Source organism: Streptomyces sp. NPDC052107 (assembly GCF_040680215.1).
Taxonomy (GTDB): domain Bacteria; phylum Actinomycetota; class Actinomycetes; order Streptomycetales; family Streptomycetaceae; genus Streptomyces.
Genome location: NZ_JBFAWG010000011.1, coordinates 61,531 through 83,591 on the forward strand (window position 1 = coordinate 61,531; position 22,061 = coordinate 83,591).

Annotated in this window: 22 protein-coding genes and 2 pseudogenes; 10 read left to right on the plus strand and 14 right to left on the minus strand. The window is 68.9% G+C overall.

What is annotated here, in order from left to right; all coding sequences use genetic code 11:
• Positions 1-28 precede the first annotated feature (28 nt).
• The 5 genes and pseudogenes from AB0M27_RS14925 to AB0M27_RS14945 all read right to left on the minus strand — a co-directional run bounded on the left by AB0M27_RS14925 (position 29) and on the right by AB0M27_RS14945 (position 2,996).
• Positions 29-760, minus strand: coding sequence for a Mut7-C RNAse domain-containing protein (locus tag AB0M27_RS14925; RefSeq protein ID WP_365721621.1), 732 nt, complete (start codon positions 758-760; stop codon positions 29-31).
• A 33-nt stretch (positions 761-793) separates the two neighbouring features.
• A complete protein-coding gene (locus tag AB0M27_RS14930) occupies positions 794-1,426 on the minus strand; it encodes a TetR family transcriptional regulator (protein ID WP_365721623.1) in 633 nt (210 codons plus the stop codon).
• 4 nt (positions 1,427-1,430) lie between these two features.
• Positions 1,431-1,574, minus strand: coding sequence for a hypothetical protein (locus AB0M27_RS14935; RefSeq protein WP_365721625.1), 144 nt, complete (start codon positions 1,572-1,574; stop codon positions 1,431-1,433).
• Positions 1,575-1,738: 164 nt separating this feature from the next.
• A pseudogene (locus AB0M27_RS14940) lies at positions 1,739-2,088 on the minus strand (MFS transporter); the annotation flags it as partial.
• A 194-nt stretch (positions 2,089-2,282) separates the two neighbouring features.
• Complete coding sequence (locus tag AB0M27_RS14945) at positions 2,283-2,996, minus strand: hemolysin III family protein (protein WP_365721627.1); 714 nt, start codon at positions 2,994-2,996, stop codon at positions 2,283-2,285.
• A 286-nt stretch (positions 2,997-3,282) separates the two neighbouring features.
• Between AB0M27_RS14945 and AB0M27_RS14950 the strand changes: the two genes are divergently transcribed.
• A complete protein-coding gene (locus AB0M27_RS14950) occupies positions 3,283-5,106 on the plus strand; it encodes a phosphoenolpyruvate carboxykinase (GTP) (RefSeq protein WP_365721629.1) in 1,824 nt (607 codons plus the stop codon).
• 20 nt (positions 5,107-5,126) lie between these two features.
• On the plus strand, positions 5,127-5,600 hold the full coding sequence (locus AB0M27_RS14955) for a helix-turn-helix domain-containing protein (protein ID WP_365721631.1): 474 nt from the start codon (positions 5,127-5,129) through the stop codon (positions 5,598-5,600).
• A gap of 31 nt (positions 5,601-5,631) precedes the next feature.
• On the opposite strand, the pseudogene AB0M27_RS14960 reads toward AB0M27_RS14955, so the two are convergent.
• Positions 5,632-5,907, minus strand: a pseudogene (locus tag AB0M27_RS14960) (aminotransferase class I/II-fold pyridoxal phosphate-dependent enzyme); the annotation flags it as partial.
• Positions 5,865-7,286: a DUF2079 domain-containing protein gene (locus AB0M27_RS14965; protein ID WP_365721633.1), complete on the minus strand. Its 1,422-nt coding sequence runs from the start codon at positions 7,284-7,286 to the stop codon at positions 5,865-5,867. The pseudogene AB0M27_RS14960 and the gene AB0M27_RS14965, both read right to left, overlap by 43 nt.
• Before the next feature lie 314 nt (positions 7,287-7,600).
• On the opposite strand from AB0M27_RS14965, the gene rfbA reads away from it, so the two are divergent.
• Entirely contained in the window at positions 7,601-8,533 is a 933-nt protein-coding gene (gene rfbA / locus AB0M27_RS14970; RefSeq protein WP_365721940.1) for a glucose-1-phosphate thymidylyltransferase RfbA, read from the plus strand.
• A gap of 30 nt (positions 8,534-8,563) precedes the next feature.
• Positions 8,564-9,208 carry a dTDP-4-dehydrorhamnose 3,5-epimerase gene (rfbC, locus tag AB0M27_RS14975; RefSeq protein WP_365721635.1) on the plus strand — a complete coding sequence of 215 codons (645 nt, stop codon included), beginning with the start codon at positions 8,564-8,566 and terminating at the stop codon, positions 9,206-9,208.
• A gap of 179 nt (positions 9,209-9,387) precedes the next feature.
• Here rfbC and AB0M27_RS14980 read toward each other — a convergent pair whose 3' ends face one another.
• Positions 9,388-9,927 carry a hypothetical protein gene (locus AB0M27_RS14980; RefSeq protein WP_365721637.1) on the minus strand — a complete coding sequence of 180 codons (540 nt, stop codon included), beginning with the start codon at positions 9,925-9,927 and terminating at the stop codon, positions 9,388-9,390.
• 460 nt (positions 9,928-10,387) lie between these two features.
• Here AB0M27_RS14980 and rfbB point away from each other — a divergent pair, with 460 nt between their 5' ends.
• Positions 10,388-11,362: a dTDP-glucose 4,6-dehydratase gene (gene rfbB, locus AB0M27_RS14985; RefSeq protein ID WP_365721639.1), complete on the plus strand. Its 975-nt coding sequence runs from the start codon at positions 10,388-10,390 to the stop codon at positions 11,360-11,362.
• Complete coding sequence (rfbD, locus tag AB0M27_RS14990) at positions 11,359-12,270, plus strand: dTDP-4-dehydrorhamnose reductase (RefSeq protein ID WP_365721641.1); 912 nt, start codon at positions 11,359-11,361, stop codon at positions 12,268-12,270. Before rfbB ends, rfbD begins: the two co-directional genes overlap by 4 nt.
• Before the next feature lie 67 nt (positions 12,271-12,337).
• Here rfbD and AB0M27_RS14995 read toward each other — a convergent pair whose 3' ends face one another.
• On the minus strand, positions 12,338-12,922 hold the full coding sequence (locus AB0M27_RS14995; protein ID WP_365721643.1) for a tetratricopeptide repeat protein: 585 nt from the start codon (positions 12,920-12,922) through the stop codon (positions 12,338-12,340).
• A gap of 203 nt (positions 12,923-13,125) precedes the next feature.
• Between AB0M27_RS14995 and AB0M27_RS15000 the strand changes: the two genes are divergently transcribed.
• Together AB0M27_RS15000 and AB0M27_RS15005 are read left to right on the plus strand one after the other, a co-directional pair.
• Positions 13,126-13,548 (plus strand): glycosyltransferase, encoded by a 423-nt coding sequence (locus AB0M27_RS15000; protein WP_365721645.1) that lies wholly within the window; start codon positions 13,126-13,128, stop codon positions 13,546-13,548.
• A 57-nt stretch (positions 13,549-13,605) separates the two neighbouring features.
• Positions 13,606-14,262, plus strand: a complete 657-nt coding sequence (locus AB0M27_RS15005) for a hypothetical protein (protein WP_365721647.1) — start codon at positions 13,606-13,608, stop codon at positions 14,260-14,262.
• 82 nt (positions 14,263-14,344) lie between these two features.
• On the opposite strand, the gene AB0M27_RS15010 is transcribed toward AB0M27_RS15005, so the two are convergent.
• The 4 genes from AB0M27_RS15010 to AB0M27_RS15025 all read right to left on the minus strand — a co-directional run bounded on the left by AB0M27_RS15010 (position 14,345) and on the right by AB0M27_RS15025 (position 18,200).
• A complete protein-coding gene (locus AB0M27_RS15010) occupies positions 14,345-15,619 on the minus strand; it encodes a glycosyltransferase (RefSeq protein WP_365721649.1) in 1,275 nt (424 codons plus the stop codon).
• A 52-nt stretch (positions 15,620-15,671) separates the two neighbouring features.
• Entirely contained in the window at positions 15,672-16,226 is a 555-nt protein-coding gene (locus AB0M27_RS15015) for a tetratricopeptide repeat protein (protein WP_365721651.1), read from the minus strand.
• Positions 16,227-16,476: 250 nt separating this feature from the next.
• Positions 16,477-16,899 (minus strand): hypothetical protein, encoded by a 423-nt coding sequence (locus AB0M27_RS15020; RefSeq protein WP_365721653.1) that lies wholly within the window; start codon positions 16,897-16,899, stop codon positions 16,477-16,479.
• Between the two features lie 89 nt (positions 16,900-16,988).
• Positions 16,989-18,200: a pyridoxal phosphate-dependent aminotransferase gene (locus AB0M27_RS15025; protein ID WP_365721655.1), complete on the minus strand. Its 1,212-nt coding sequence runs from the start codon at positions 18,198-18,200 to the stop codon at positions 16,989-16,991.
• A 217-nt stretch (positions 18,201-18,417) separates the two neighbouring features.
• Between AB0M27_RS15025 and AB0M27_RS15030 the strand changes: the two genes are divergently transcribed.
• Complete coding sequence (locus AB0M27_RS15030) at positions 18,418-19,266, plus strand: hypothetical protein (RefSeq protein WP_365721657.1); 849 nt, start codon at positions 18,418-18,420, stop codon at positions 19,264-19,266.
• Between the two features lie 308 nt (positions 19,267-19,574).
• Positions 19,575-20,420 carry a serine protease gene (locus AB0M27_RS15035; RefSeq protein WP_365721659.1) on the plus strand — a complete coding sequence of 282 codons (846 nt, stop codon included), beginning with the start codon at positions 19,575-19,577 and terminating at the stop codon, positions 20,418-20,420.
• Here AB0M27_RS15035 and AB0M27_RS15040 read toward each other — a convergent pair.
• Positions 20,417-22,042, minus strand: a complete 1,626-nt coding sequence (locus tag AB0M27_RS15040; protein ID WP_365721661.1) for a D-aminoacylase — start codon at positions 22,040-22,042, stop codon at positions 20,417-20,419. The genes AB0M27_RS15035 and AB0M27_RS15040 overlap by 4 nt on opposite strands.
• Positions 22,043-22,061: the final 19 nt, after the last annotated feature.

Sequence of the window (22,061 nt, forward strand, 5' to 3'; positions counted from 1 at the left end):
GTCCGGTCCCGGAGATCGGCTCGCGTACTCAATCCCCCTGGGTACGCGAGCTCAACGCCCGCTCCACGACTGCCTCCAGCTGTTCGTGGTGCGCGCCCTTCCAGTACACGCGGCCGCACTCCGTGCACTGGGCGAAGACGTCGTACGACCGCTGGGTGCCGTGTTCGAGCTGGTCGGCGACCTCTTCCTTGGTGGCTTCCGCGAGCAGGCCGTTGCAGGCGGTGCAGCGGGTCCAGGGGTTCAGGTCCGGGGCGAAGCGGTCGAGGACGTCGTGCAGCTGGTCGTCGGGGCGGGTGCTGTAGACGAAGGCGCCGGCCCAGAGTTCGCGGCGGCGCAGCAGACCCCGGTCGCGGCTGAGCATGACCCGTTTCTCGGTCGCCGAGCGCGTGGCGAGGGCAGCGTCGCCGATGTCCGTCGACTCGTACGCCGTGTCCACGCCGAGCAGGCGCATGCGGCGGGCGAGTGTGCCGAGGTGCACGTCGAGGAGGAAGCGGAGCGGGGCGCCGGGGACCCGCTGGGGGCGGTCGACGGGCCGTACGTTCACCGTCTCGCCGGCCTTCGGGATGTGCGACGCCGGAACCTCGCGGCCGTCCACGACCAGCGCGCCGACCTCGGTCAGCGGGACGCCGAGGGACTCGATGACATGGCCGAGCGTCGAGACGCCGTCCGTGGCCAGGGGCGTGGCACCGGCCCGCCGGGCGTGCGGTACGAACAGGTGGAGCGCGGGGGCGACTTCGACGTGGATCTCGGGTCGGTTCACGGTGCCAGGATCGCACGGGAGTCCGCTCGGACCTCAGTGCTTTTCGTTCGCCAGGCCGTGCTCCATGACGTCCAGGGCGCGGTCGACCAGGACCGTGAAGTCGTCCCGGTGGTCGTTCTCCGCCCAGTACATCGAGGTCTCCATCAGGCCGCCGATCAGGGACATGGCGTAGACCCGGACCTCCAGGCTGTCGGGGTCGCGGCCGGTGCGCTCGCCGATGGCCTCGCAGAGCATGCGGCCGGTGGCCGACATGCTCTCCGTCATCCGTGAGCGCACCGCGGGGACCTGGACCATGAGGTGGGTGCGCAGCCGGGACACCGCGAGGTCGTCGTTCACGCCGAGCTCGACCGCCCGGTGCAGGACGTACCGGATGGTCTCGGACCAGGGTTCGTCGGCTGGCCGCGCCCTGATCTCCTCCAGGATGACCGGGTCGTACTCGTCCGTGAGGACGATGTCCTCCTTGGTCGGGAAGTAGCGGAAGACGGTCGACGGCGACACCTCGGCCCGCTCGGCGATCTGGTCGATCGTCGTGGCGTCGTAGCCCTGTTCCCGGACGAGGGCGTAGGTCGCCGCGCGGATCGCCTCCCTGGTCTTGATCTTCTTGCGCTCGCGCAGCCCCAGCTGCGGGCGGTCGGCGGAGGAGAGGGGGGAACGTGCGGCCGTCATGCGGTCATTCTCCGGCATCCGCCCCGGGGGCGGCCATGGCCGGGGCGTCCTCTCGACCGGTGGGCCGTACCACCGGGGTGTTCAGCAGCGCCGCGAGCAGGGCCGCCACCAGGGAGGCGATCCCGCACGCCGGCAGCACCACGGTCATCCCATGGACGTACGCGCTGTTCGCGGAGGCCGCGAGGCGAGCCGAGTCGGTGTGCGCGGCCACCACATGCGCGGCGACCACGGACTCCCTGGCGTTGTGTGCCACCGGGCCCGGCAGCCCCGCCACGTCGAGCCGGCCCCGGAAGGCGCTTGCGAGGAGGCTGCCGAGGGCAGCACGGACAGGGACAGAGGCATGATCAGCGCGGCGCCGATGCCGAGCACCGCGCGGGCGGCGATCACGGCGTTCACATCGCCGGCCAGGGAGCCGAGCACCGAGCCCGCGAGGAAGACGGCGAGTCCGGTGACGAGCATCCGGCGCCGGCCGAACCGGTCGCCGAGCAGGCCCGGAGGGAGCATCGGCGCGGCGAGGACGACGACGTACGCGTCGCTCATCCTCCCCCAGTGCTAAATGCCTGGGGCACCCCCAGCTGCTGCCCGGTGGTGGCGTCGAGCTGTGCGGCCATGGTGGGCAGGGCCACGTTGAGGATCGTCGAGTCGAAGGCGAGCACCAGCATGCTCGCGACCAGGGCCCCGAGGGCCCACCAGCGGCGGGGAGCACGCCGCGTTTCGCCGGGTGAGTGACAGTCGCCATTAAATGAGGGAAACTCTCAAAATCTGTTTACTGTCAACGGGAGCCTGCTTTCAGGTAGTCCCAGGCAAACCAAACGGCCACGGCTGGTGAGCCGTGGCCGGAAGGCGGGAGGAGGGCCTATGCGTGCTGGTAGGCCACCAGCGAGATGCCGACGTAGTGGACGACGAACGCGGCGAGGGTGAAGGAGTGGAAGACCTCGTGGAAGCCGAACCAGCGCGGTGACGGGTTCGGACGCTTGATGCCGTAGACCACGCCGCCGGCGCTGTAGAGCAGACCGCCGACGACCACCAGGACCAGGACCGCGATGCCGCCGGTGCGCAGGAAGTCGGGCAGGAAGAACACGGCCGCCCAGCCCATCGCGATGTAGCAGGGCGTGTAGAGCCAGCGCGGGGCGCCCACCCAGAAGACCCGGAAGACTATCCCGGCCGCGGCGGCGGCCCAGATGCCCCACAGCAGCCACTGGCCCTTGGCTCCGGGCAGGAGCAGCAGGGTCAGCGGGGTGTAGGTGCCCGCGATGATCAGGAAGATGTTGGCGTGATCCAGGCGGCGCAGGACGCCGTCCATCCGCGGGCTCCAGTTGCCCCGGTGGTACAGCGCGCTGACGCCGAAGAGCAGGCAGGCCGTGAGGACGTAGATCCCGCAGGCTATGCGGCCTCTGGTGGAGTCGGCGAGGGCGGTGAGCACGAGGCCCGCGATGAGTACGGCCGGAAACATGCCCAGGTGCAGCCAGCCGCGGAGCCTGGGCTTGACCGGATGCGGCAGGGAGAGCGCGACGGGACCACGGCCGTCGGCCGGCGTCTCCGTGGGCGCGTCGGGAGCGGACGCAGTCATGCGGGGCATGGTACCTACGGCACCGTAAGTCGGGTGTCAGCGCGGGTCTTGGTCGATCGAACGCAAAAAGACCTTCAGGTGACCCAAACCTGGACGTAAAGGAAACGTAAACGGGCCTGGAAACCGTGGCCTTCCTCACGTCGCTCACTTGTGAGGTCCCCTGGACAGATGCGCAGGGACGACGGATGATCATATGAGTGCGGTCGGCACCGGATGAGCATCAGAAGCGTCCGGGTCGCAGCCCCCACGGGGCCACAAGGACAAAATCCCTCACTTAGGAGCAACCGTGGCGCGCGACATCTCGGCTTCCAGCGTTCCCACCACCCATCAGGAACTGATCTCGTGGGTCAACGAGATCGCCGAACTGACGCAGCCGGACAGCGTGGTCTGGTGTGACGGCTCCGAGGCGGAGTACGAGCGGCTCTGCGAAGAGCTCGTGGCCAAGGGCACCTTCAAGAAGCTCGATCCGATCAAGCGCCCCAACTCCTACTACGCGGCCTCCGACCCGACCGACGTCGCGCGCGTCGAGGACCGCACCTTCATCTGCTCCGAGAAGGAGGAGGACGCGGGCCCGACCAACCACTGGAAGGCCCCCGCCGAGATGCGGGAGATCTTCAGCGGCGAGAAAGGCCTGTTCCGCGGCTCCATGCGTGGGCGCACCATGTACGTCGTCCCGTTCTGCATGGGCCCGCTCGGCTCCCCGCTGTCCGCGATCGGCGTGGAGATCACCGACTCCGCCTACGTCGCGGCCTCCATGCGCACGATGACGCGCATGGGCCAGGCAGTCCTGGACCAGCTCGGCGACAGCGGCTTCTTCGTGAAGGCCGTCCACTCCCTCGGCGCCCCGCTGGAGGAGGGCCAGGAGGACGTTCCGTGGCCATGCAACTCCACCAAGTACATCTCGCACTTCCCCGAGGGCCGCGAGATCTGGTCCTACGGCTCCGGCTACGGCGGCAACGCCCTGCTCGGCAAGAAGTGCTACGCGCTGCGTATCGCCTCCGTCATGGCGCGTGACGAGGGCTGGCTGGCCGAGCACATGCTGATCCTCAAGCTCACACCGCCGCAGGGCGAGTCCAAGTACGTCGCCGCCGCCTTCCCGAGCGCCTGTGGCAAGACCAACCTCGCCATGCTGGAGCCGACGATCTCCGGCTGGACCGTGGAGACCATCGGTGACGACATCGCCTGGATGCGCTTCGGCGAGGACGGCCGCCTGTACGCGATCAACCCCGAGGCCGGCTTCTTCGGCGTCGCGCCCGGCACCGGTGAGCACACCAACGCCAACGCGATGAAGACCCTGTGGGGCAACTCGGTCTTCACCAACGTCGCCCTCACCGACGACGGCGACGTGTGGTGGGAGGGCATGACGGAGGAGACCCCGGCCCACCTGACGGACTGGAAGGGCCGCGACTGGACCCCGGACTCCGCCGAGCCCGCCGCGCACCCCAACGCCCGCTTCACCACCCCCGCCGCGCAGTGCCCGATCATCGCGCCGGAGTGGGAGGACCCCAAGGGCGTGCCGATCTCGGCGATCCTCTTCGGTGGCCGCCGCGCCTCCGCGGTGCCGCTGGTGACGGAGTCCTTCGACTGGGACCACGGCGTCTTCCTCGGTGCCAACGTGGCCTCCGAGAAGACCGCCGCCGCCGAGGGCAAGGTCGGCGAGCTGCGCCGCGACCCGTTCGCGATGCTGCCGTTCTGCGGCTACAACATGGGCGACTACATGGCCCACTGGATCGACGTGGCCAAGGACAAGGACCAATCCAAGCTGCCGAAGATCTACTACGTCAACTGGTTCCGCAAGAACGACGAGGGCAAGTTCGTCTGGCCCGGCTTCGGCGAGAACTCCCGTGTCCTGAAGTGGATCGTGGAGCGCCTGGAGGGCAAGGCCGAGGGCGTCGAGACCCCGATCGGCGTGTTGCCCGCCAAGGGCGCGCTGGACACCAAGGGCCTGGAACTGTCCGAGTCCGACCTGGACTTCCTGCTCACGGTCGACAAGGACATCTGGCGCGAGGAGGCCGCGCTCGTCCCCGAGCACCTCAACACCTTCGGCGACCACACCCCGAAGGAGCTGTGGGACCAGTACCACGCGCTGGTGGAGCGCCTGGGCCAGTGACCTGGTCCTGAGGAACCGTCGTGTTATCCGATGCCGAGCGGCGGACGTTGCAGGGGTGGGCCAAGCGCCGGACGACTGCGCAGGACCTGGCGAAGCGGGCCCGAATTGTGTCGGCGTGTGCCGACGGGCTCAGCAATACCGCGGTGGCCGCGCGGCTGGACGCCGATGGGGGGACCGTGCGCCGCTGGCGGACCAGGTTCCAGCGTGACCGGCTCGACGGCCTGAGCGACGAACCTCGGCCCGGGGTGCCGCGCACCATCACCGATGCCCAGGTGGTGGAGGTGGTGGTGCGCACCCTGGAACAGGTCCCGGAGGGTGCCACGCACTGGTCGAAGCGGGAGCTGGCCAGGAGGGTGGGGATCTCGCCGACGAGCGTGCTGCGGATCCGGCGGGCCTTCGGTCTGCAGCCGTGGCGCACGGAGGACTTCAGGATCTCCTCGGATCCGCTGCTGATCGAGCGGGTTCGTACATGGGGACGGCCCCCTGTGCGCTGACAGGAAGCCATTCTGGCTTGGATTGCGGCTAGAGGATCTTGTCGTAGATCTCGTCGGAGCGGACCAGCAGGTTGTGCCGGCGGGCGATGTCGGTTGAGCCCTTCAGCATCGCCTCGTCGTACACCGCGCCCGTGGGGTTGTTGGGGTTGATGATGACGATGGCCTTGGTGCGGTCGGTGACCTCGCGCTCGACGTCGGCGAGGTCCGGCATCCAGTCGGACTGCTCGTCGCAGCGGTAGTGCGCGGCCGTGCCGCCGTAGAGGGTCAGGGGGTAGTCGGGGGCTGGTACGAGCCCCTCGTCGTCGTCCGACGGTGCAGCAGCATGTAGCCGTCCTGCAAGGCCACCAGGTCGTATCCGTTGCCGAGGTTGGCTGTCAAGCTCTGCTGCTCCGCCTCGACGCTGAGCGGCTGGCCCGGCCACCCTCGCTGTTCGTCCGGCACCTCGGTGTCCACCATGATCCACTGGGGATCGGGACGGCTGCCGGGGGAGCCGTAGAGGCCGACGCTCGTGCGGTCGGCGAGCTGGGGTACCAGATGGTCGGACGCCTGGACCGTGACGCCGTCGGGGATCATGGCGATCAGACGACGGGCGACGGTGATGCGAGAGTCGGTTCGCCAGGTCTCGGGCTGGGCGAGCTGGAACAGGGGGAAGCTCGGAAGGATCACGAGGGTGATCGCGGCGGAGCCCGCGAGGTAGCGGCGCAGGCCGCGTCCGCTCGTCCCGCGTCGCACCAGGGCGTCGACGAAGGCCGCGAAGACGATCGGCATCAGGACGAGCGAGTAGTGGAAGCTGGTCCCCCAGTGCAGGCTGTTGCTCGACGCGAAGCGCCACACCAGCGTGGGCAGGGCCACCCACAGCAGGGGCGACCGCATCGCCAGGAACAGGGTGGGAGCCAGCACGAGGACGAAGGTCGTCACCTTGGGCAGGGGGGTGAGGAGACCGATCGTGCCCTGGTGGAGCACATCCAGCAGACCGCCCGCACTGCCCTCGGCCGCCCCCTGGCCGCCTGCGGCGGGATCCTGCAGCAGGGACCAATAGGCGAAGGATCCGCCGGGGTTGAAGGCCGGCAGGACCACGAACAGGGCCAGCGCAGTCCCGGCAAGGCCGGCCACAGCCGTGAGCGTTCCGAGCCTGCGGTTGCCTCGCCGGGCGATGACGAGGCCGATGACGAGAACCGTGAGCCCGAGGTCCTCCTTCACGAGCAACAGGGGTAGGGCCCAGCATGCCGCGGCGGTCAGCCGGCCGTTCCCGAGGGCGGTCAGCGAGAGTGCCAAGAGCGGAGCGGCGAATGCCACTTCGTGGAAGTCGTAGCCGACCGCACTCGCGATTCCCCAGGAGAGCCCGTAGCAGGCACCGATCGCCGCGCCGGCCAGGGAGCCCAGGGCCCGGCGCGCCCAGAGAGCCAGCGGGACGACGCTCACGGCGAGGAGTGCGGCCTGTACGGCGAGGAGTGTTTCCGCTCGTTGCCACACCCGGTAGAAGGGTGCCACGAGCGCCAGGATCGGGGAGAAGTGATCCCCCAGGACGGGAAAGTCCTGGCCCTTCACCTCGGAGACCGGCAGGTGTCCTTCCGCGTACGAGCGGACGACCTGTTGGAAGATTCCCAGGTCGTAGCTGCTCGTGAGCATGTGCTGGTGGAGTCGCAGTGACACCGCCGCGTACATCACGAACAGCGCTCCCGCCATGGCCCAGACCCACCATGTGCCGTCGAAGCGGCCTTTGCGTGGTGGTTCGGCCAGTGCCGTTTTGCCATGAGTCTGTTGTTGCGCCGGAACTGTCGCGCCGTTGACGAGCGGTGCTTGCATCGGGATCCCCCTTGGGAAACGGAGACTTGCGGCCATCAAGATGCCAGCAGCATGCGGCATTCGGACTCGAACGAACTCCCGTGTGCCGAGAATCCACCGAATGGCCGACCGGCCGGTCCCCCGCTTTTCGCCGTGTACGGCCGTCCGTCGCGTCTAAAGGTGGCACCGATAGGCAATCCACCTATGGTGCTGCCATGCGCGGAATTCTCCTGGCCGGGGGTACCGGCTCGCGACTGTGGCCACTGACCCGCTCGGTATCGAAGCAACTGCTGCCGGTTTTCGACAAACCGATGGTCTATTACCCGCTTTCCACACTGGTGATGGCCGGTGTGCGTGAAATCCTTGTCCTCACCACGCCCGAAGACCAGCACCAATTCCGCCGCTTGCTCGGCGACGGTCGTCAACTCGGCCTGCGGCTTGAGTACATGGCGCAGGAGTGTCCGGAGGGAATCGCCCAGGCCTTCCTTTTGGGCGCCGACTTCATCGGCGACGAATCGGTGGCCCTGATCCTGGGCGACAACATCTTCTACGGGAGTGGCCTCGGTACCCGGCTTGCCCGCCACGACGACGAACTCAAGGGCGGGAGGGTGTTCGCCTACCAGGTCGCAAACCCCTCGGCCTACGGCGTGGTGGAGTTCGACGAGGCGGGCCGGGCACTGTCCATCGAAGAGAAACCGGCCCGGCCGAAGTCCCGCTACGCCGTGCCCGGCCTTTACTTCTACGACCATCATGTCGTGGAAATCGCCCGCAGTCTGCGGCCCAGCGCCCGAGGCGAGTTGGAGATCTCCGACCTCAACCGTGCCTATCTGGAAGCCGGGACGCTGCAGGTCACCCGGCTGGACCGCGGCACCGCATGGCTGGACACCGGGACCTTCACTTCCATGATGCAGGCGTCGGAGTTCGTCCGGGTGATCGAGGAGCGCCAGGGCTTCAAGGTGGGGTGCGTGGAGGAAGCGGTGTGGCGTGCCGGCCTGATCGATGACGACCGGCTCCGGGAACTGGCCCAGCCCCTGCTCAAGAGCGGATACGGCCACTATCTGCTGGGGCTGCTGGAGGACTACCGGCATGTCGTCCTGCCCCAGAGAAGCAGCGGATCGCACTACGAGGAATCGCTCGGCCGACCCTGAGCCGGTCGCGAGGTGAAAAGGAGTATTCACATGGAGCCACTTGGCATCGAAGGGGCCTGGGTGGACGCGCCCGAGGTGTTCACGGACACCAGGGGCAGATTCCATGAGTGGTTCAAGGGGGAACGGTTTCTTGATTCCACCGGCCAGGGATTCCGACTCGAGCAGGCCAACTACTCGCGCTCCGTTCTCGGCACTCTCCGCGGCATCCACTACGCATCGGTTCCACCGGGCCAGGCCAAGTTCGTCACCTGTGTCAGCGGCGCCGTCCTCGACGTGGTGGTCGACATCCGCACCGGTTCTCCGAGCTTCGGGAAATGGGAAGCGGTCAGGCTCGACGACGCGACGCACCGTTGCGTCTATGTCTCGGAAGGCCTGGGCCATGGCTTCATGGCTCTGGAGGATAATTCGACCGTCATCTACCTCTGTTCAGAAGGATACGCGCCGCACCGCGAATACGGGATCAACCCGCTGGACCCCGATTTGGCCATCTCCTGGCCCGGGGAACTCGCACCTCGCCTTTCCGGCAAGGACGCCGCTGCGCCAACGCTGGAGGAAGCGGGGCGACTGGGCCTGCTGCCGTCCTTCGAGGACTGCATCGCGTATCGCAGAGGGCTCGTCAAAGGAATCCGCGAGGAAGGCACGGAGGGAACAGGTTTTTTGAGGCCGCACGGGTGATCTTGGCGCAAGTCGCGGTGTGACCCGTAACCCTTCAGTTGCCGCGAGTTTAAGAATGGATTTGTCCGTAGCCAGAGGCGACGTGACGCGCATGCGGAAAGCGCACCCGGTGCGCGCGCTTGCGGTCTGACTCCCAGTTACTGAGGAAGGTTCTCTTGAACCGTAGAACGATCCGAAGTTCACGCCTGAGGTCCGCCACGCTCATGTCCGCGGGCGCTCTCGCGGTGGCGCTCAATGTTGGGCAGAGCCCGGTGGCCATCGCCGACGCAATCCACCGGTCGGGCTCTTTGCCCCAGGCGGCGTCCAGCAGCACGAACGAAGACATGGCTGGCGGCTGGGGCGGCCGGGGCCATGGCGGCCATGACGGCCATGACGGCCATGACGGCCATGACGGCAAGCCCGGCAAGCGGGGTCCGCAGGGCCCGCAGGGTCCGCAGGGTCCGCAGGGTCCGCAGGGTCCGCAGGGCCCGCGGGGTAAGCACGGTAAGCAGGGTCCGCAGGGTCCGCAGGGTCCGCAGGGTCCGCAGGGTCCGCAGGGTGCTCAGGGCAAGGGTGTCCAGGGCCCGCAGGGTGCTCAGGGCGCGCAGGGTGCTCAGGGCGCGCAGGGTGCTCAGGGTGCTCAGGGTGCTCAGGGCAAGGGTGTCCAGGGCCCGCAGGGTGCTCAGGGCGCGCAGGGCGCGCAGGGTGCTCAGGGCGCGCAGGGCGCGCAGGGTGCCCAAGGCGCTCAGGGTCCTGGCGGCATCAAGACGTACGTCAGGACTGACTCCTTCACTGAGCCCAAGAAGGAGGTCACTGTCTTTTGCGACCCCGGCGACGTCGCCACCGGCGGTGGATTCAGCGGCGGTGGCGCCAACACCGCGACCAGCAGGCCCATCCCCGCCGCTGATGGAAGCTTCCCCATCGGGTGGCAGGTTGCCACTCCGGGCGGCGCCCTCACCCTCCCCCCGGGGGCGTCCAACACGACCATCGCCTACGTGGTGTGTGCCGACGTGGCCTAGTAACTCCCATGCGAGCGGCAGTGCGGCACCGGCCGCCTGCTTCTCCTGGGAATGAACGACGGTGCCCCCGAGGCTTCGGCCTCGGGGGCACCGTCCGCATGGTGTCCGCGCCCGCGACCTGGCATCGGATGGGAAGCCCCGGCGTTGAAACGTCGGGCAGCAGGAAAAAAATCGGAGAGTTATGCGCGTCCTTGTGACCGGCGGTGCCGGATTCATCGGTTCGGAATACGTTCGCCGACGGATGGAATCGGATCCGGGAGCGCGGATCACCGTCCTCGACAAACTCGCCTACTCGGGGGTCGAGGAAAATCTGGCATCGGTGGCGGAACACCCGTGGTACACCTTCGTCCGAGGCGACATCTGCGACCCGGACGTGGTCGACCAGGTGATGGCGGGCCAGGACGCCGTGGTCCATTTCGCCGCCGAGTCGCACGTGGACCGGTCGATCGACGGGGCCGGTCCGTTCGTCCGCACCAATGTGATGGGCACGCAGGTGCTCCTGGACGCGGCCCACCGGCACGGCATCGGCCGCTTCGTCCATGTATCCACCGACGAGGTTTACGGCTCGATCAGCGAAGGCGCATGGACCGAGGGGTGGCCTCTGGCGCCGAACTCCCCGTACTCCGCGTCGAAAGCCGGCTCCGACCTGCTGGCGCTCGCCTACCACCGCACCCACGGCCTGGACGTGGTCGTCACCCGCTGCACCAACAACTACGGGCCGTACCAGTTCCCCGAGAAGGTCATCCCGCTCTTCATCACCAACCTGCTCGACGGGAAAACGGTCCCCCTGTACGGAGACGGCCGCAACCTGCGCGACTGGCTGCACGTCTCCGACCACTGCCGGGGCATCGACCTGGTCCTGCACGGCGGCCGGGCCGGAGAGATCTACCACATCGGTGGCGGGACCGAACTGACCAACCACAAGCTCACCGGCCTGTTGCTGGACGCGGTCGGCGCGGACTGGAACAGGGTCGAGTACGTGGCCGACCGCAAGGGCCACGACCTGCGCTACTCGCTGGACGACAGCAAGATCCGCGAAGAGCTCGGCTACGCCCCACAGGTGGCCTTCAACGAGGGCCTTGCCGCCACGGTCGCCTGGTACCGGGAGCACCGCGCCTGGTGGGAGCCGCTGAAGGAGAGGGCCGCACTGCAATGAGCACCAACTGGCTGGTGACCGGCGCCCGGGGGCTCCTCGGCCAGGACGTGCTGGCCGAACTCGCCACCGACCCGGATGCCGGGGTCACGGGACTGGGCCGGGAGCAGCTAGACATCACCGACCGGGCCGCCGTACGCGCCGCCGTCGCCGGTCACCGAGTGGTCGTCAACTGTGCCGCATGGACGGACGTCGACGGCGCGGAGCGGTCCGAGGCGGCGGCCACGGCCGTGAACGGCACGGGTGTCCGCCACCTCGGCCACGCGTGTGCAGACGCCGGCGCCATTCTGCTGCACATCTCCAGCGACTACGTGTTTCCGGGCGACGCCCGCCGCCCGTACCCGGAAGACGCGCCGACGGGGCCCGTCAACGCATACGGGCGAAGCAAACTGGCGGGGGAGCGGGCGGTCGTCGAACTGCTCCCGCGTACCGGCTACATCGTGCGCACCGCCTGGCTCTACGGCGCGCACGGCCCGAACTTCGTGGCCACCATGCTCGAACTCGCCGCTCGGCGCGAAACCTTGGACGTGGTGGCCGACCAGCACGGTCAGCCGACCTGGTCCCGGGCGCTCGCCCGGCAGCTGGCCGCCCTCGGCCGCGCCGCGCTGACCGGACGGGCACCGGCCGGCATCTACCACGGGACGGCGGCAGGCCGCACCACATGGTGCGGCCTGGCGCGTGAGACCTTCCGGCTCAGCGGTCTCGATCCCGAGCGGATCCGCCCGGTCGGCTCGGACAAGTTCCCGCGTCCGGCCACCCGTCCGGCGTTCGGTGTCCTCGACCACGGCAACTGGCTGCGAGCCGGCCTAGAGCCCCTTTCCCCATGGGACGACCAGCTGACGGCCGCTCTGACGGATCCCGGGTTTGCCCAGCTGGCCGCCGCGGCGCGTGCGAGCGCCTGCCACGCGTAGGAGGCGTTCTGCGGAACCAGACGGGTCCGCGGGCGCCTTCCGGGGCGTCGTCCGCGCCGCCAGGCACTCAGCGGCTCACAGAATCCCGGTACTCTTCCGGTACTTGGGAAAGGAGCCTGTGGTCGACCGCGACCGCATGACGGAAAGCATCCTCGGCCTCGTCCTTGCGGTGCTGCCCGGCCAGGAGGTTACCCAGTTGCATCTGGATCGTGGTGCCCTTCGGATCGGCGGCAACGGCACGCTTCAGGAGCTTAATGGCCCGGTCGGGATCGCTCGACCTCAGCAGAAACGCCTCGCTGTAGAGCGCGGACATGAATTTCGGATCGGTCTCCAGAGCCTTCTCGTACGCTGCACGGGCATTCGCCGTCCTGCCGTTCTGCTGCTCGATCACGCCGAGGCCGTACCAGGCTTGCTTGTTCGTGGGGTCCAGTTCCAGCACATGCCGGTAGTCCTGGGCAGCCCCGGGGGAGTCCTGCTGCGTCTGGCGCTGAAGTGCGGACCGCAACAGTGCGTTTGTCTGCTCGGTGGTCCGGGTCACGGACGCGGGCTTGGATTCCGACGGCACGGTCGACAGGGACAGAGCCCAGACGGTCACCCCGGTGGCAACCGTCGCGGCCGCGACGAGCCCTGCCCACAATTTCGTACGTTTCACTTGGTCACTTTTCGTGGAAGGTGGCGGACGGATGGAGTTCGCCTGTCTCAGGTCGTCGGCACCGACGTTACGAGGCGTCCCCGATGGTGCCGTCGTGCGGCAGGCGCCAGGGGTGTTCAGACCACTCGAATGCACGAGTCCTGAGAAATGGCTGCGGCCCAGCCTCTTTGCATGGATTTCATCGGCTGGATTGGATGGGACCCGTGAAGTCAACGGTCTGTCTCAACATGATCGTCAAGGACGAGGCCCCGGTGATCCGGCGTTGCCTCGAATCCGTACGGCCCCTGATCGACACCTGGGTCATCGTGGACACCGGCTCGACCGACGGCACGCAGGACGTCATCCGCGACGTCTACAGCGACTTGCCCGGCGAACTGTACGAACGGCCTTGGAAGGGGTTCGACGGCAGCCGCGCCGAGGCGATCGAACTCGCTCGTGCCGGCGCGGACTACCTGCTCTTCACGGACGCCGACGACATGATGGAGGTGGCGCCCGGCTCGAGCATGCCCGAGCTGACTCTCGACGCCTACCGACTCAACATCAGAAGCGGGCGCTACATCCACCGGCGCCGCGCCCTGGTCTCGACCCGGCTGCCGTGGCGGTACGTCGGTGTCCTGCACGAGTAACTCGACTGCGGTTCGCGGTACAGCCTCGGGAACCTGGAAGGCGCCACCATCGTCGTCGTGGGCGGCGGGGGACGCAGCAGGGGAAAGAGCCCGCGGGAGAAGTATCTGGGAGATGTCGAGATCCTCCAGCAGGGCCTGATCAAGGAGCCCGGCAACGAGCGCTATGTGTTCTACCTGGCTCAGTGCTGGCGCGGCGTCGGTGAGTTCGACAAGGCGATCGAAGCCTACGACCGCCGGGCGGGTATGGGCGGCTGGGACGAGGAGGTCTTCTGCTCCCGCCTGTTCGCCGCACAGTCGGCCGAAAAGCTGGAGCGGCCGCCGGCCGAGGTGATGGACCGCTACCTCGGTGCGCACGAGATCCGTCCCACACGCGCCGAAGCACTGGGTGAGCTCGCGCGCTGGTGCCGCCTCAACGGGCAGCGCTGGCCGCTCGCCCACCTGTTCGCCCGGCAGGCGGCGAGCCTCCCGTATCCGAGGAACGACCACCTGTTCGTCGAGTCCGACTGGTACGACTGGCGCGCACTCGACGAACTCGGAGTGTCCGCCTACTGGGTGGGGGAGTACGAGGAAGCGGAGAACTGCTGTGAACGCCTGCTGATGGGGAACAAGTTGCCTGCCGAACATCGTGACCGCGTGCTCCAGAATCTGGAGCTCTCACGACGCCACCTGCGCTCGAGGCAACTCGTCGCGGCGAAGCAACGCGTCGGCGTCTGAAGCGGTGTGAGTCCGGCCCGCAGACGTCGTAGGCGCCCGGTGGAACCTCACGGTCCACCGGGCGCCTACTGTCTCGGGCGGCCTAGACGAGCAGCTTTCCGCCGCATCGCGCGGCGCCGTCCTTCATCGCGATGAGGTTCGCGACCACGTACGAGATGTCGTTCTGGGAGTGCCACTCGCTGGGGAAGTAGGTGACCAGCCGCGACGACTGGAACCGGGCCTCCAGGTCCGGCACGAAGGTGCGGTACTGGTCGTCCGTGTAGTACCAGAACGAGTTCTCGTTGTAGTAGGCGACGTGCGTCGGGTCCTGGTAGGCGCCGCGGCCGTCGGAGCTCGGCGTCATGGTGAGGAGCATGCCGCCGGGCGCCAGCAGCCGGTACAGCTCGTTGATCAGCGGCACCTTCCCGGGCACGTACTCGAGGAAGTTCACCGCCCGCATCAGGCCGACGGAGCCGTCGGGCAGGTCCAGCTTCCCGGGCAGGGTCGCGACGATGTCGACACCGTCTCCCGGCCGCTGGTCCACGCCGACGTAGCCCGGCGGTTTCCGGTGGGCCGCGCCGAGATCCAACGCGATCAGTCCGCGCCGGTAGGTCCATGCGAGGGCGTTGGCCTCGATGTACTTGTCGTACAGGGCGACCGTCTCGCGCTGGATGTGCGCGTTGATCTCCGGGTCGCGCTGGGTGTTGTCGGGGTGGACCCGCTGGAGGTAGAGGCAGCGGTTGATGTGGTGGAAGTCGCCGAGGTGGAAGAGGCGGCACATCAGGTCCTGGTCGTCCAGAACCGTACGCTCGGCATCGTACCCGCCGGCCTTCTCGTAGCTCTTCTTGCGGAACGCCCGCACGTGGTTGGGTGCGTACCAGATGTAGGCGACGTTGTGCGGCGTCGGCGCGAGGGAGACGACCTGCAGCAGCTTGCGGCCGTCGACGTTCACCTCCTCGTACTGCCAGCCGAACGTCTCGTCGAAACGGCTGTCGTCCCGCCCCCCGTCCTCGGCGATCTGCGCGGTGTTGCTGTAGACGAAGACAGCGTCGGGATTTTCGTCGAACGCCTTGCCGAGTTCCTCCAGGCACGACTTCGCCATCAGGTCGTCGTGGTCGAGTTCCACGAGGATCTCGCCGCGTGCCAGTTCACAGGCCCTGCGTTTCGCAGCCCCCACGCCGTCCACGTTGTCCGCGATCTCGATGCGGACGCGGTCGTCGGGCCGCTCCGGCCGCCACCGGGCGCCGTTGTTGAGCAGGACGATCCACTCCCAGTCCGAACAGGTCTGTGCCTGCAGGGTTGCCAGGCACTCATCGAGGAAACGGGGCCGGTGGCTGGGGGTGAAGACGGAGAACCTCGGTGTCGCGGTCGACGTCATCTGTTGCTCCCTGCTTGGCTCGATGTCGGTGAGAGGGTTGGGGAGCCGGGAATCATCGGAATTCCGCCGGCACTTGGGAACGCAGTGAGGGATCGGCGGCGATCGCACGACGGAACTCGTCCGCGGCGTCCTTGGCACGGTTCTGCCGCGCTCGGATTCTTCCGAGGTGCAGATGTGCCGTGCCCGCCTTGGGTTTGCCGGCGATGACACGCTTCAGGAGTTCGCCGGCCTGGTCGGGATCGCTCGACTCCAGCAGAAGCGCCTCGTTGAAGAGAGCCGACGTGAACACCGGGTCGATCTTCAGGGCGTGGTCGTAGTCCGCACGGGCATCGGCCGCCCTGCCGGCCTGGTGCGCCATGACTCCCAGGTTGTACCAGGCGTACTTGTTCCGCGGGTCCAGCTTCAGGACGCGCCGGTAGGTACGGTCGGCCCCTTGGACGTCGTGATTCTCCTGCTGCGCAATGCCGGCCTGCAAAAGGATATCGGCATCCTGCAGGTTCTGGTCCGCTGATGACGGGGCCTTGGAATCCGGAGGCGCTGCCGAGTACGAATGAATGGCCCACGATGTCACTCCGGTGGCAACTGCAGCCGCAGTGAAGAGCCCCACCAACAATTGCCTACGTTTCACTTTGTCATATCTCGTGGAATAGTGAGGGACGATGGGGTGTCGGAGTCCGAACCACCGTCATTTCCATCGACGTTACGAGGCAGTGGTGGTGCGGCCGCCTTTTGGCGGCCACTTGGGGTGCGTAGTCCACCCGAATGTACGCGTCGCGCGCACGAAAGATGGCGCCCGGTCCGCGCGTCGCTGCGGGTGCACGCGGACCGGGGCCGTCGAGGGGACCCCGGGGGAGGGGTCAGTGGGCCGCGCTGAGTTCCTTCGGGTCGGCCAGTGCGGCGGTGTGGGCGTCCATGCGTTCGGCGGACAGGATCGCCGCCGCCGTATCGGCGCGGGAGGCCGCGACGACGAGGGCGCGACCGGCGAGGGTGTGGGCCCGCTCGTGCAGGGCCGCCAGCCGGGGCTCGGGTGCGGTGCCGGTTGCGCGGGCCGGCGTTCGTCCGCTCCGCAGCCGGGCCACCTGCTCGGCGAGCCGTTCGGCCGCCAGGTCCAGGTCGGCGGAGGGCGCGAGCGCCCGCAGCTCGTCCGTGACGGCGAGCAGGGCCGCGAGGTGTCCGGCGAGCTGGATGTCCAGCTCCTCCTCGCGTGACCGGTGGGGGAAGTCGGAGGCGGTGCCGGCCAGCGTGCTGTGGACCGACTTGGTGCGGATCGGTTCGTACATGGGGGATGGCCTCCTGTGCGCTGACAGGAAACCATCCTAGCTTGGATTTCGTCTAAAGTTGAGCCGGGTCACGGAATGGAGTCCGTCGGCTACGGCTGGCTGTATCCGTCCAGGAAGTTCCCGATCCGGCTGACCGCGTCTCGGAGATCGCCGACCGACGGCAGGGTCACCACCCGGAAGTGATCCGGCTCGGGCCAGTTGAAGCCCGTGCCCTGGACGACCATGATCTTCTCCTGGCGCAGCAGGTCCAGGACCATCTGCCGGTCGTCCTTGATCTTGAAGACCTGGGGGTCGAGGCGCGGGAAGAGATACAGCGCGCCCCTGGGGCGGACGCAGCTCACGCCCGGGATCTGCGTCAGCAGCTCGTACGCCGTGTCCAGCTGCTCCTTCAGCCGCCCGCCCGGCAGCACCAGGTCCTTGATCGACTGTCGTCCGCTGAGCGCTGCGACCACCCCGTGCTGCCCCGGCATGTTGGCGCACAGCCGCATGTTCGCCAGGATCGTCAGGCCCTCGATGTAGGAGTCGGCGTGGGCGCGCGGGCCGGAGATCGACATCCAGCCGACCCGGTAGCCGGCCACCCGGTACGCCTTCGACATGCCGTTGAAGGTGAGGGTGAGCAGGTCGGGGGCGATCTTCGCGGTCGGGGTGTGGGTGGCGTCGTCGTAGAGGATCTTGTCGTAGATCTCGTCGGAGCAGACCAGCAGGTTGTGCCGGCGGGCGATGTCGGTCAGGCCCTTCAGCATCGCCTCGTCGTACACCGCGCCCGTGGGGTTGTTGGGGTTGATGATGACGATGGCCTTGGTGCGGTCGGTGACCTTGCGCTCGACGTCGGCGAGGTCGGGCATCCAGTCGGACTGCTCGTCGCAGCGGTAGTGCACCGCCGTGCCGCCGGAGAGGGAGACGGCCGCCGTCCACAGCGGGTAGTCCGGGGTCGGGACGAGGACCTCGTCGCCGTCGTCGAGGAGCCCCTGCATCGCCATCACGATCAGCTCGGAGACGCCGTTGCCGATGAAGACGTGCTCGACGTCCGTCTCGATGCCGATGGTCTGGTTGTGCATGACGACGGCACGGCGGGCGGCCAGCAGGCCCTTGGCGTCGCCGTAGCCGTGCGCGGTGGAGACGTTGCGGAGGATGTCCTCCAGGATCTCCGGGGGGCACTCGAAGCCGAAGGCGGCCGGGTTGCCGGTGTTGAGCTTGAGGATGCGGTGTCCCGCCGCCTCAAGCCGCATGGCCTCCTCGAGAACCGGGCCCCGGATCTCGTAACAGACGTTGGCGAGCTTGGTCGACTGGATCACCTGCATGTCGTGAGCTTACGGCCCGCACATGCCTCTTGAGTCGTGTTTTCCGCCACGTGAGACACGACGGTTTGCCCGGATATCGCCGATGGCTGTCTCAGGAGCCACTTGCGTCCCTAGAATGCTGTGCCGCTCCGCCGGGTCGGGCCGGCACGGCGGGGTCGCCAGGGGGGCGGGCCCGAGTGGGTGGCTTGTGCGCACAGCGAGGCGGAGTGGGGCGGGGATGCACGGAGAGACGGGGACGGACGACAGACGCGGACCGGGTGAAGCGCCCCAGGCACCGCCGAACGTGTCGTACGGACAGCCGGTCGGGCAAACGTCGCACGGGTACGACACCGAGCCCGGGCAGGCGGCCCTGCCGGACGTCGGTCCCGCGCCGTCGGCCTCGCCGAACGTGTACCTGCCCCAGGCGGACTCCGCTCCGGAGTACCACCAGTACGCCGACCCCGCCGCCGCCCACGGCTGGACGAGCGCCTACGACGAGACCCGCGAGCTGCCTTCGCTGCCCCCGCTGACCGAGCCGACCGGGGTGAGCGAGCCGACTGCGCCGGCTGGGGCGACCGAACCGACCGAGCCGGTCGGCCGGTCCCGGGCGGGCGAGGGGGAGGGGCGGGCCGCGCGGCGGCGCGCCGAGCGGCGCACGGGCGGCCGCCGCCGGGTGGTGGCCGTCGCCGGGGCGCTGGGGGTGGCCGGCGCGGTCGCGGTGATCGCCGCCGTGGCGGGCGGCTCGGATTCCCCCGCCTCGGACGGGTCCGGTCCGGCCGGCGGCACACACGCCGTCGTCGGCGACTCCGCCACCGCGAGCCCCGGTACGGACGCCGGCTCCGCGGCCGCCTCGACGGCCGCCCCCGGCGCTTCCTCGGCCTCGCCGTCCCGCTCGTCCGCCTCCCCGGCCGCCGGCGCGTCCCAGGGGAAGGCGAGCACCGGCCCGACCACCTCGGCCCCCGCCACGACCTCCGCGACGGCCGGCGCTCCCACGCCCACCGCGACCACGGCCGACCCGCCCACCTCCACGTCCGCCTTCCCCGGCGGCCGGGGCCACGGCCACGGCGCCACCAAGCGCCCGCGCTGACGGACGCCCCTCCGCCAAGGCCGACGTACGCCTCCGGCGGCGTGGACGCCGGCCCGTGTGTCCCGCGGGGTTTCGCATCCCGCTGATGCCGTGGGCGCGCCCGCTCATGTCGTGGCGCAGCCCGGGCCCGCTGACTCCAAGTCGGCGCAGTTACGGCGGAGTTGCATGAGCCTCTCCGCAGAGGGAAACCCCTACGACCTGAGTCCGCTTCTTGTTGCCGTCCCCTTCGTGCGTTGAAGATGTGCATGACAAAACGAGCGGGCGGCCGGAACACTCCGGTCGCCCAAGTCGTCAGAGGGGACCCCCACATGAACAAGCCTCTCCTTGCCGCACTCTCCTCCCTGGCCATGGCCGGCCTGGGCGCCACCCCCGCGGTCGCCGCACCGCACACCGCCACGCCCGCCGCCAAGCCCGCCGCGGTGACCGTCAACTTCGCCGGTACCGTCGCGCTCAGCAACTGCTCCGGCTCCGTCATCCGGTTCCCCAACTCGGCCGACGGCGACCCCGCGCTCGTGCTGACCAACGGCCACTGCCTGGAGACCGGCTTCCCGGACCCCGGCGAGGTCATCACCGGCCAGTCCTCCAGCCGCACCTTCGGCCTGCTGAACGCCTCCGGCAGCAGGGTCGCCACCCTCCGCGCCAACCAGGTCGTGTACTCGACCATGACGGACACGGACGTCACGATCTACCGACTGACCACCAGCTACGCGCAGATCAAGAGCGCGTACGGGATCAGCCCGCTCACCGTGAACGACACCCACCCCGCCGCCGGCACCGCCATCAAGGTCGTCTCCGGCTACTGGAAGCGGACCTACAGCTGCAGCATCGACGGGTTCGTGTACCGGCTGAAGGAGGGCGACTGGACCTGGAAGGACTCGGTCCGCTACACGTCCTCCTGCAACACCATCGGCGGCACCTCGGGCTCCCCGGTGATCGACACCACCACCGGCAAGGTCGTCGCCGTCAACAACACCGGCAACGAGGACGGCGAGACCTGCACGGTGAACAACCCGTGCGAGGTGGACGAGAACGGCAACGTCACCATCCACCAGGGCATCAACTACGCCGAGGAGACCTACCAGATCCCCGCCTGCTTCACCACGGGCAACAAGCTGAACCTCAGCGCGGCCGGCTGCACCCTGCCGAAGTCCTAGCGGGCGTTCGCGCGGCGGACGGACCGGCCCGCGAGCACATCCGTCCGCTTGCCGTCCTCGATGACGAACCGCCCGTCGACCAGGACGTACGGGATACCGGTCGGCAGCGTGCGGGGCTCGGCGAAGGTCGCGCCGGGCGCCACCGTCTCCGGGTCGAACAGCGCCAGGTCGGCCCGGTACCCCTCGCGCACCAGCCCCCGGTCCGGCAGCCGCAGCCGGGCCGCGGGCCGGGACGTGAGGTGGGCGACGCACTCCTCCAGTGACAGGATCCCCAACTCCCGCACGTAGTGGCCGAGATAGCGGGGGAAGGTGCCGTAGGCGCGCGGATGCGGCTTGTCGCCCCGCAGGATGCCGTCGGAGCCGCCGGTGTGGGTGCGGTGCCGCATGATCGTGCGGACGTTGTCCTCGTGGCCGACGTGCTGGAGGATCGTCGTACCGAGCCGGTCCTCGACGAGCAGCCGGCGTGCGGTGTCCCACGGGGCCTCGCCGCGCAGTTCGGCCGCCTCCCGGACCGTACGGCCCACGAGGTCGCCGAGCGCGGGGTCGCCGATCCCGTCGGTGACACCGGAGATCTCGATCGTCTCCCACTCCACCGGCACGCCGTGACAGCCGTCCGAGCCGGTCACCTCCAGGTCGTGCCGGATCCGCGCGGCCGTCGCCGGGTCGGTGAGCCGCGCCAGGATCTCCTTCGGGCCGCCCTCGCTCGCCCAGCTCGGCAGCAGCGCGGCCAGGGTGGTGCAGCCGGGGGTGTAGGGATAGGTGTCCAGCGAGATGTCCGCACCGGCGTCCAGCGCTTCGTCCAGCAGGGTGAGCAGCTCCGGCGCCCGGCCCTCGTTCACGCCGAAGTTCATCGTCGCGTGGGCCAGATGCAGCGGACACCCGGCCTCCCGCGCCAGGGCGACCATCTCGGCGTAGGCCTGAAGGGCGCCGGCGCCGTAGGAGCGGTGGTGCGGGCAGTAGTAGCCGCCGTACGACGCCACCACCCGGCACAGCTCGGTCAGTTCCGTGTCGGGGGCGTACATGCCGGGCGTGTACGTCAGCCCGGAGGACAGCCCGACCGCGCCCTGCTCCATCCCCTCCGCGACCAACTGCCGCATCCGGTCCAGCTCCGCGGGGGTCGCCGGGCGGTCCTCCCAGCCGACGGCGAGCGCGCGGACCGTGCCCTGGGGGATGAGATAGGCGGCGTTGACGGCGATGCCCCGGTCGAGCCGGTCCAGGTACTCGCCGACCGACCGCCAGTCGAAGTCGATGTCGTCGCCGTACCCGTTCCACCCGGTGATCGCCCGCCGCACCTCCTGAAGCGTGCGGTCGTCGACGGGCGCGTACGACAGCCCGTCCTGCCCGAGGACCTCCAGCGTGACCCCCTGAGCGGCCTTCGCGCTGTGGTCGGGGTCGCGCAGCAGGGCGAGGTCGGAGTGGGCGTGCATGTCGATGAAACCGGGGGAGAGGACCAGGCCCTCCGCGTCCAGCTCCCGCACGGCGCGCGGGCGCTGGCAGCCGGCCGCGGCGGCCTCCTTGACGATTCCGACGATCCGGCCGCCGTCGATCACCACATCGGCCCGGTACGGCGGTTCGCCGCTGCCGTCCACGACGTCGGCGTCCCGGATGACCAGGTCCTCCATGCCAGGCCTCCTGATGTCC

Coding starts and splice junctions, on each gene's coding strand:
- AB0M27_RS14930 (WP_365721623.1), bottom strand. CDS start 1,426: ATGACGGCCGCACGTTCCCCCCTCTCCTCCGCCGACCGCCCGCAGCTG.
- AB0M27_RS14935 (WP_365721625.1), bottom strand. CDS start 1,574: ATGACCGTGGTGCTGCCGGCGTGCGGGATCGCCTCCCTGGTGGCGGCC.
- AB0M27_RS14945 (WP_365721627.1), bottom strand. CDS start 2,996: ATGACTGCGTCCGCTCCCGACGCGCCCACGGAGACGCCGGCCGACGGC.
- AB0M27_RS14965 (WP_365721633.1), bottom strand. CDS start 7,286: ATGGCGGGAGCGCTGTTCGTGATGTACGCGGCGGTGTCACTGCGACTC.
- rfbA (WP_365721940.1), top strand. CDS start 7,601: ATGCGCGGAATTCTCCTGGCCGGGGGTACCGGCTCGCGACTGTGGCCA.
- rfbC (WP_365721635.1), top strand. CDS start 8,564: ATGGAGCCACTTGGCATCGAAGGGGCCTGGGTGGACGCGCCCGAGGTG.
- rfbB (WP_365721639.1), top strand. CDS start 10,388: ATGCGCGTCCTTGTGACCGGCGGTGCCGGATTCATCGGTTCGGAATAC.
- rfbD (WP_365721641.1), top strand. CDS start 11,359: ATGAGCACCAACTGGCTGGTGACCGGCGCCCGGGGGCTCCTCGGCCAG.
- AB0M27_RS15010 (WP_365721649.1), bottom strand. CDS start 15,619: ATGACGTCGACCGCGACACCGAGGTTCTCCGTCTTCACCCCCAGCCAC.
- AB0M27_RS15020 (WP_365721653.1), bottom strand. CDS start 16,899: ATGTACGAACCGATCCGCACCAAGTCGGTCCACAGCACGCTGGCCGGC.
- AB0M27_RS15025 (WP_365721655.1), bottom strand. CDS start 18,200: ATGCAGGTGATCCAGTCGACCAAGCTCGCCAACGTCTGTTACGAGATC.
- AB0M27_RS15030 (WP_365721657.1), top strand. CDS start 18,418: ATGCACGGAGAGACGGGGACGGACGACAGACGCGGACCGGGTGAAGCG.
- AB0M27_RS15035 (WP_365721659.1), top strand. CDS start 19,575: ATGAACAAGCCTCTCCTTGCCGCACTCTCCTCCCTGGCCATGGCCGGC.
- AB0M27_RS15040 (WP_365721661.1), bottom strand. CDS start 22,042: ATGGAGGACCTGGTCATCCGGGACGCCGACGTCGTGGACGGCAGCGGC.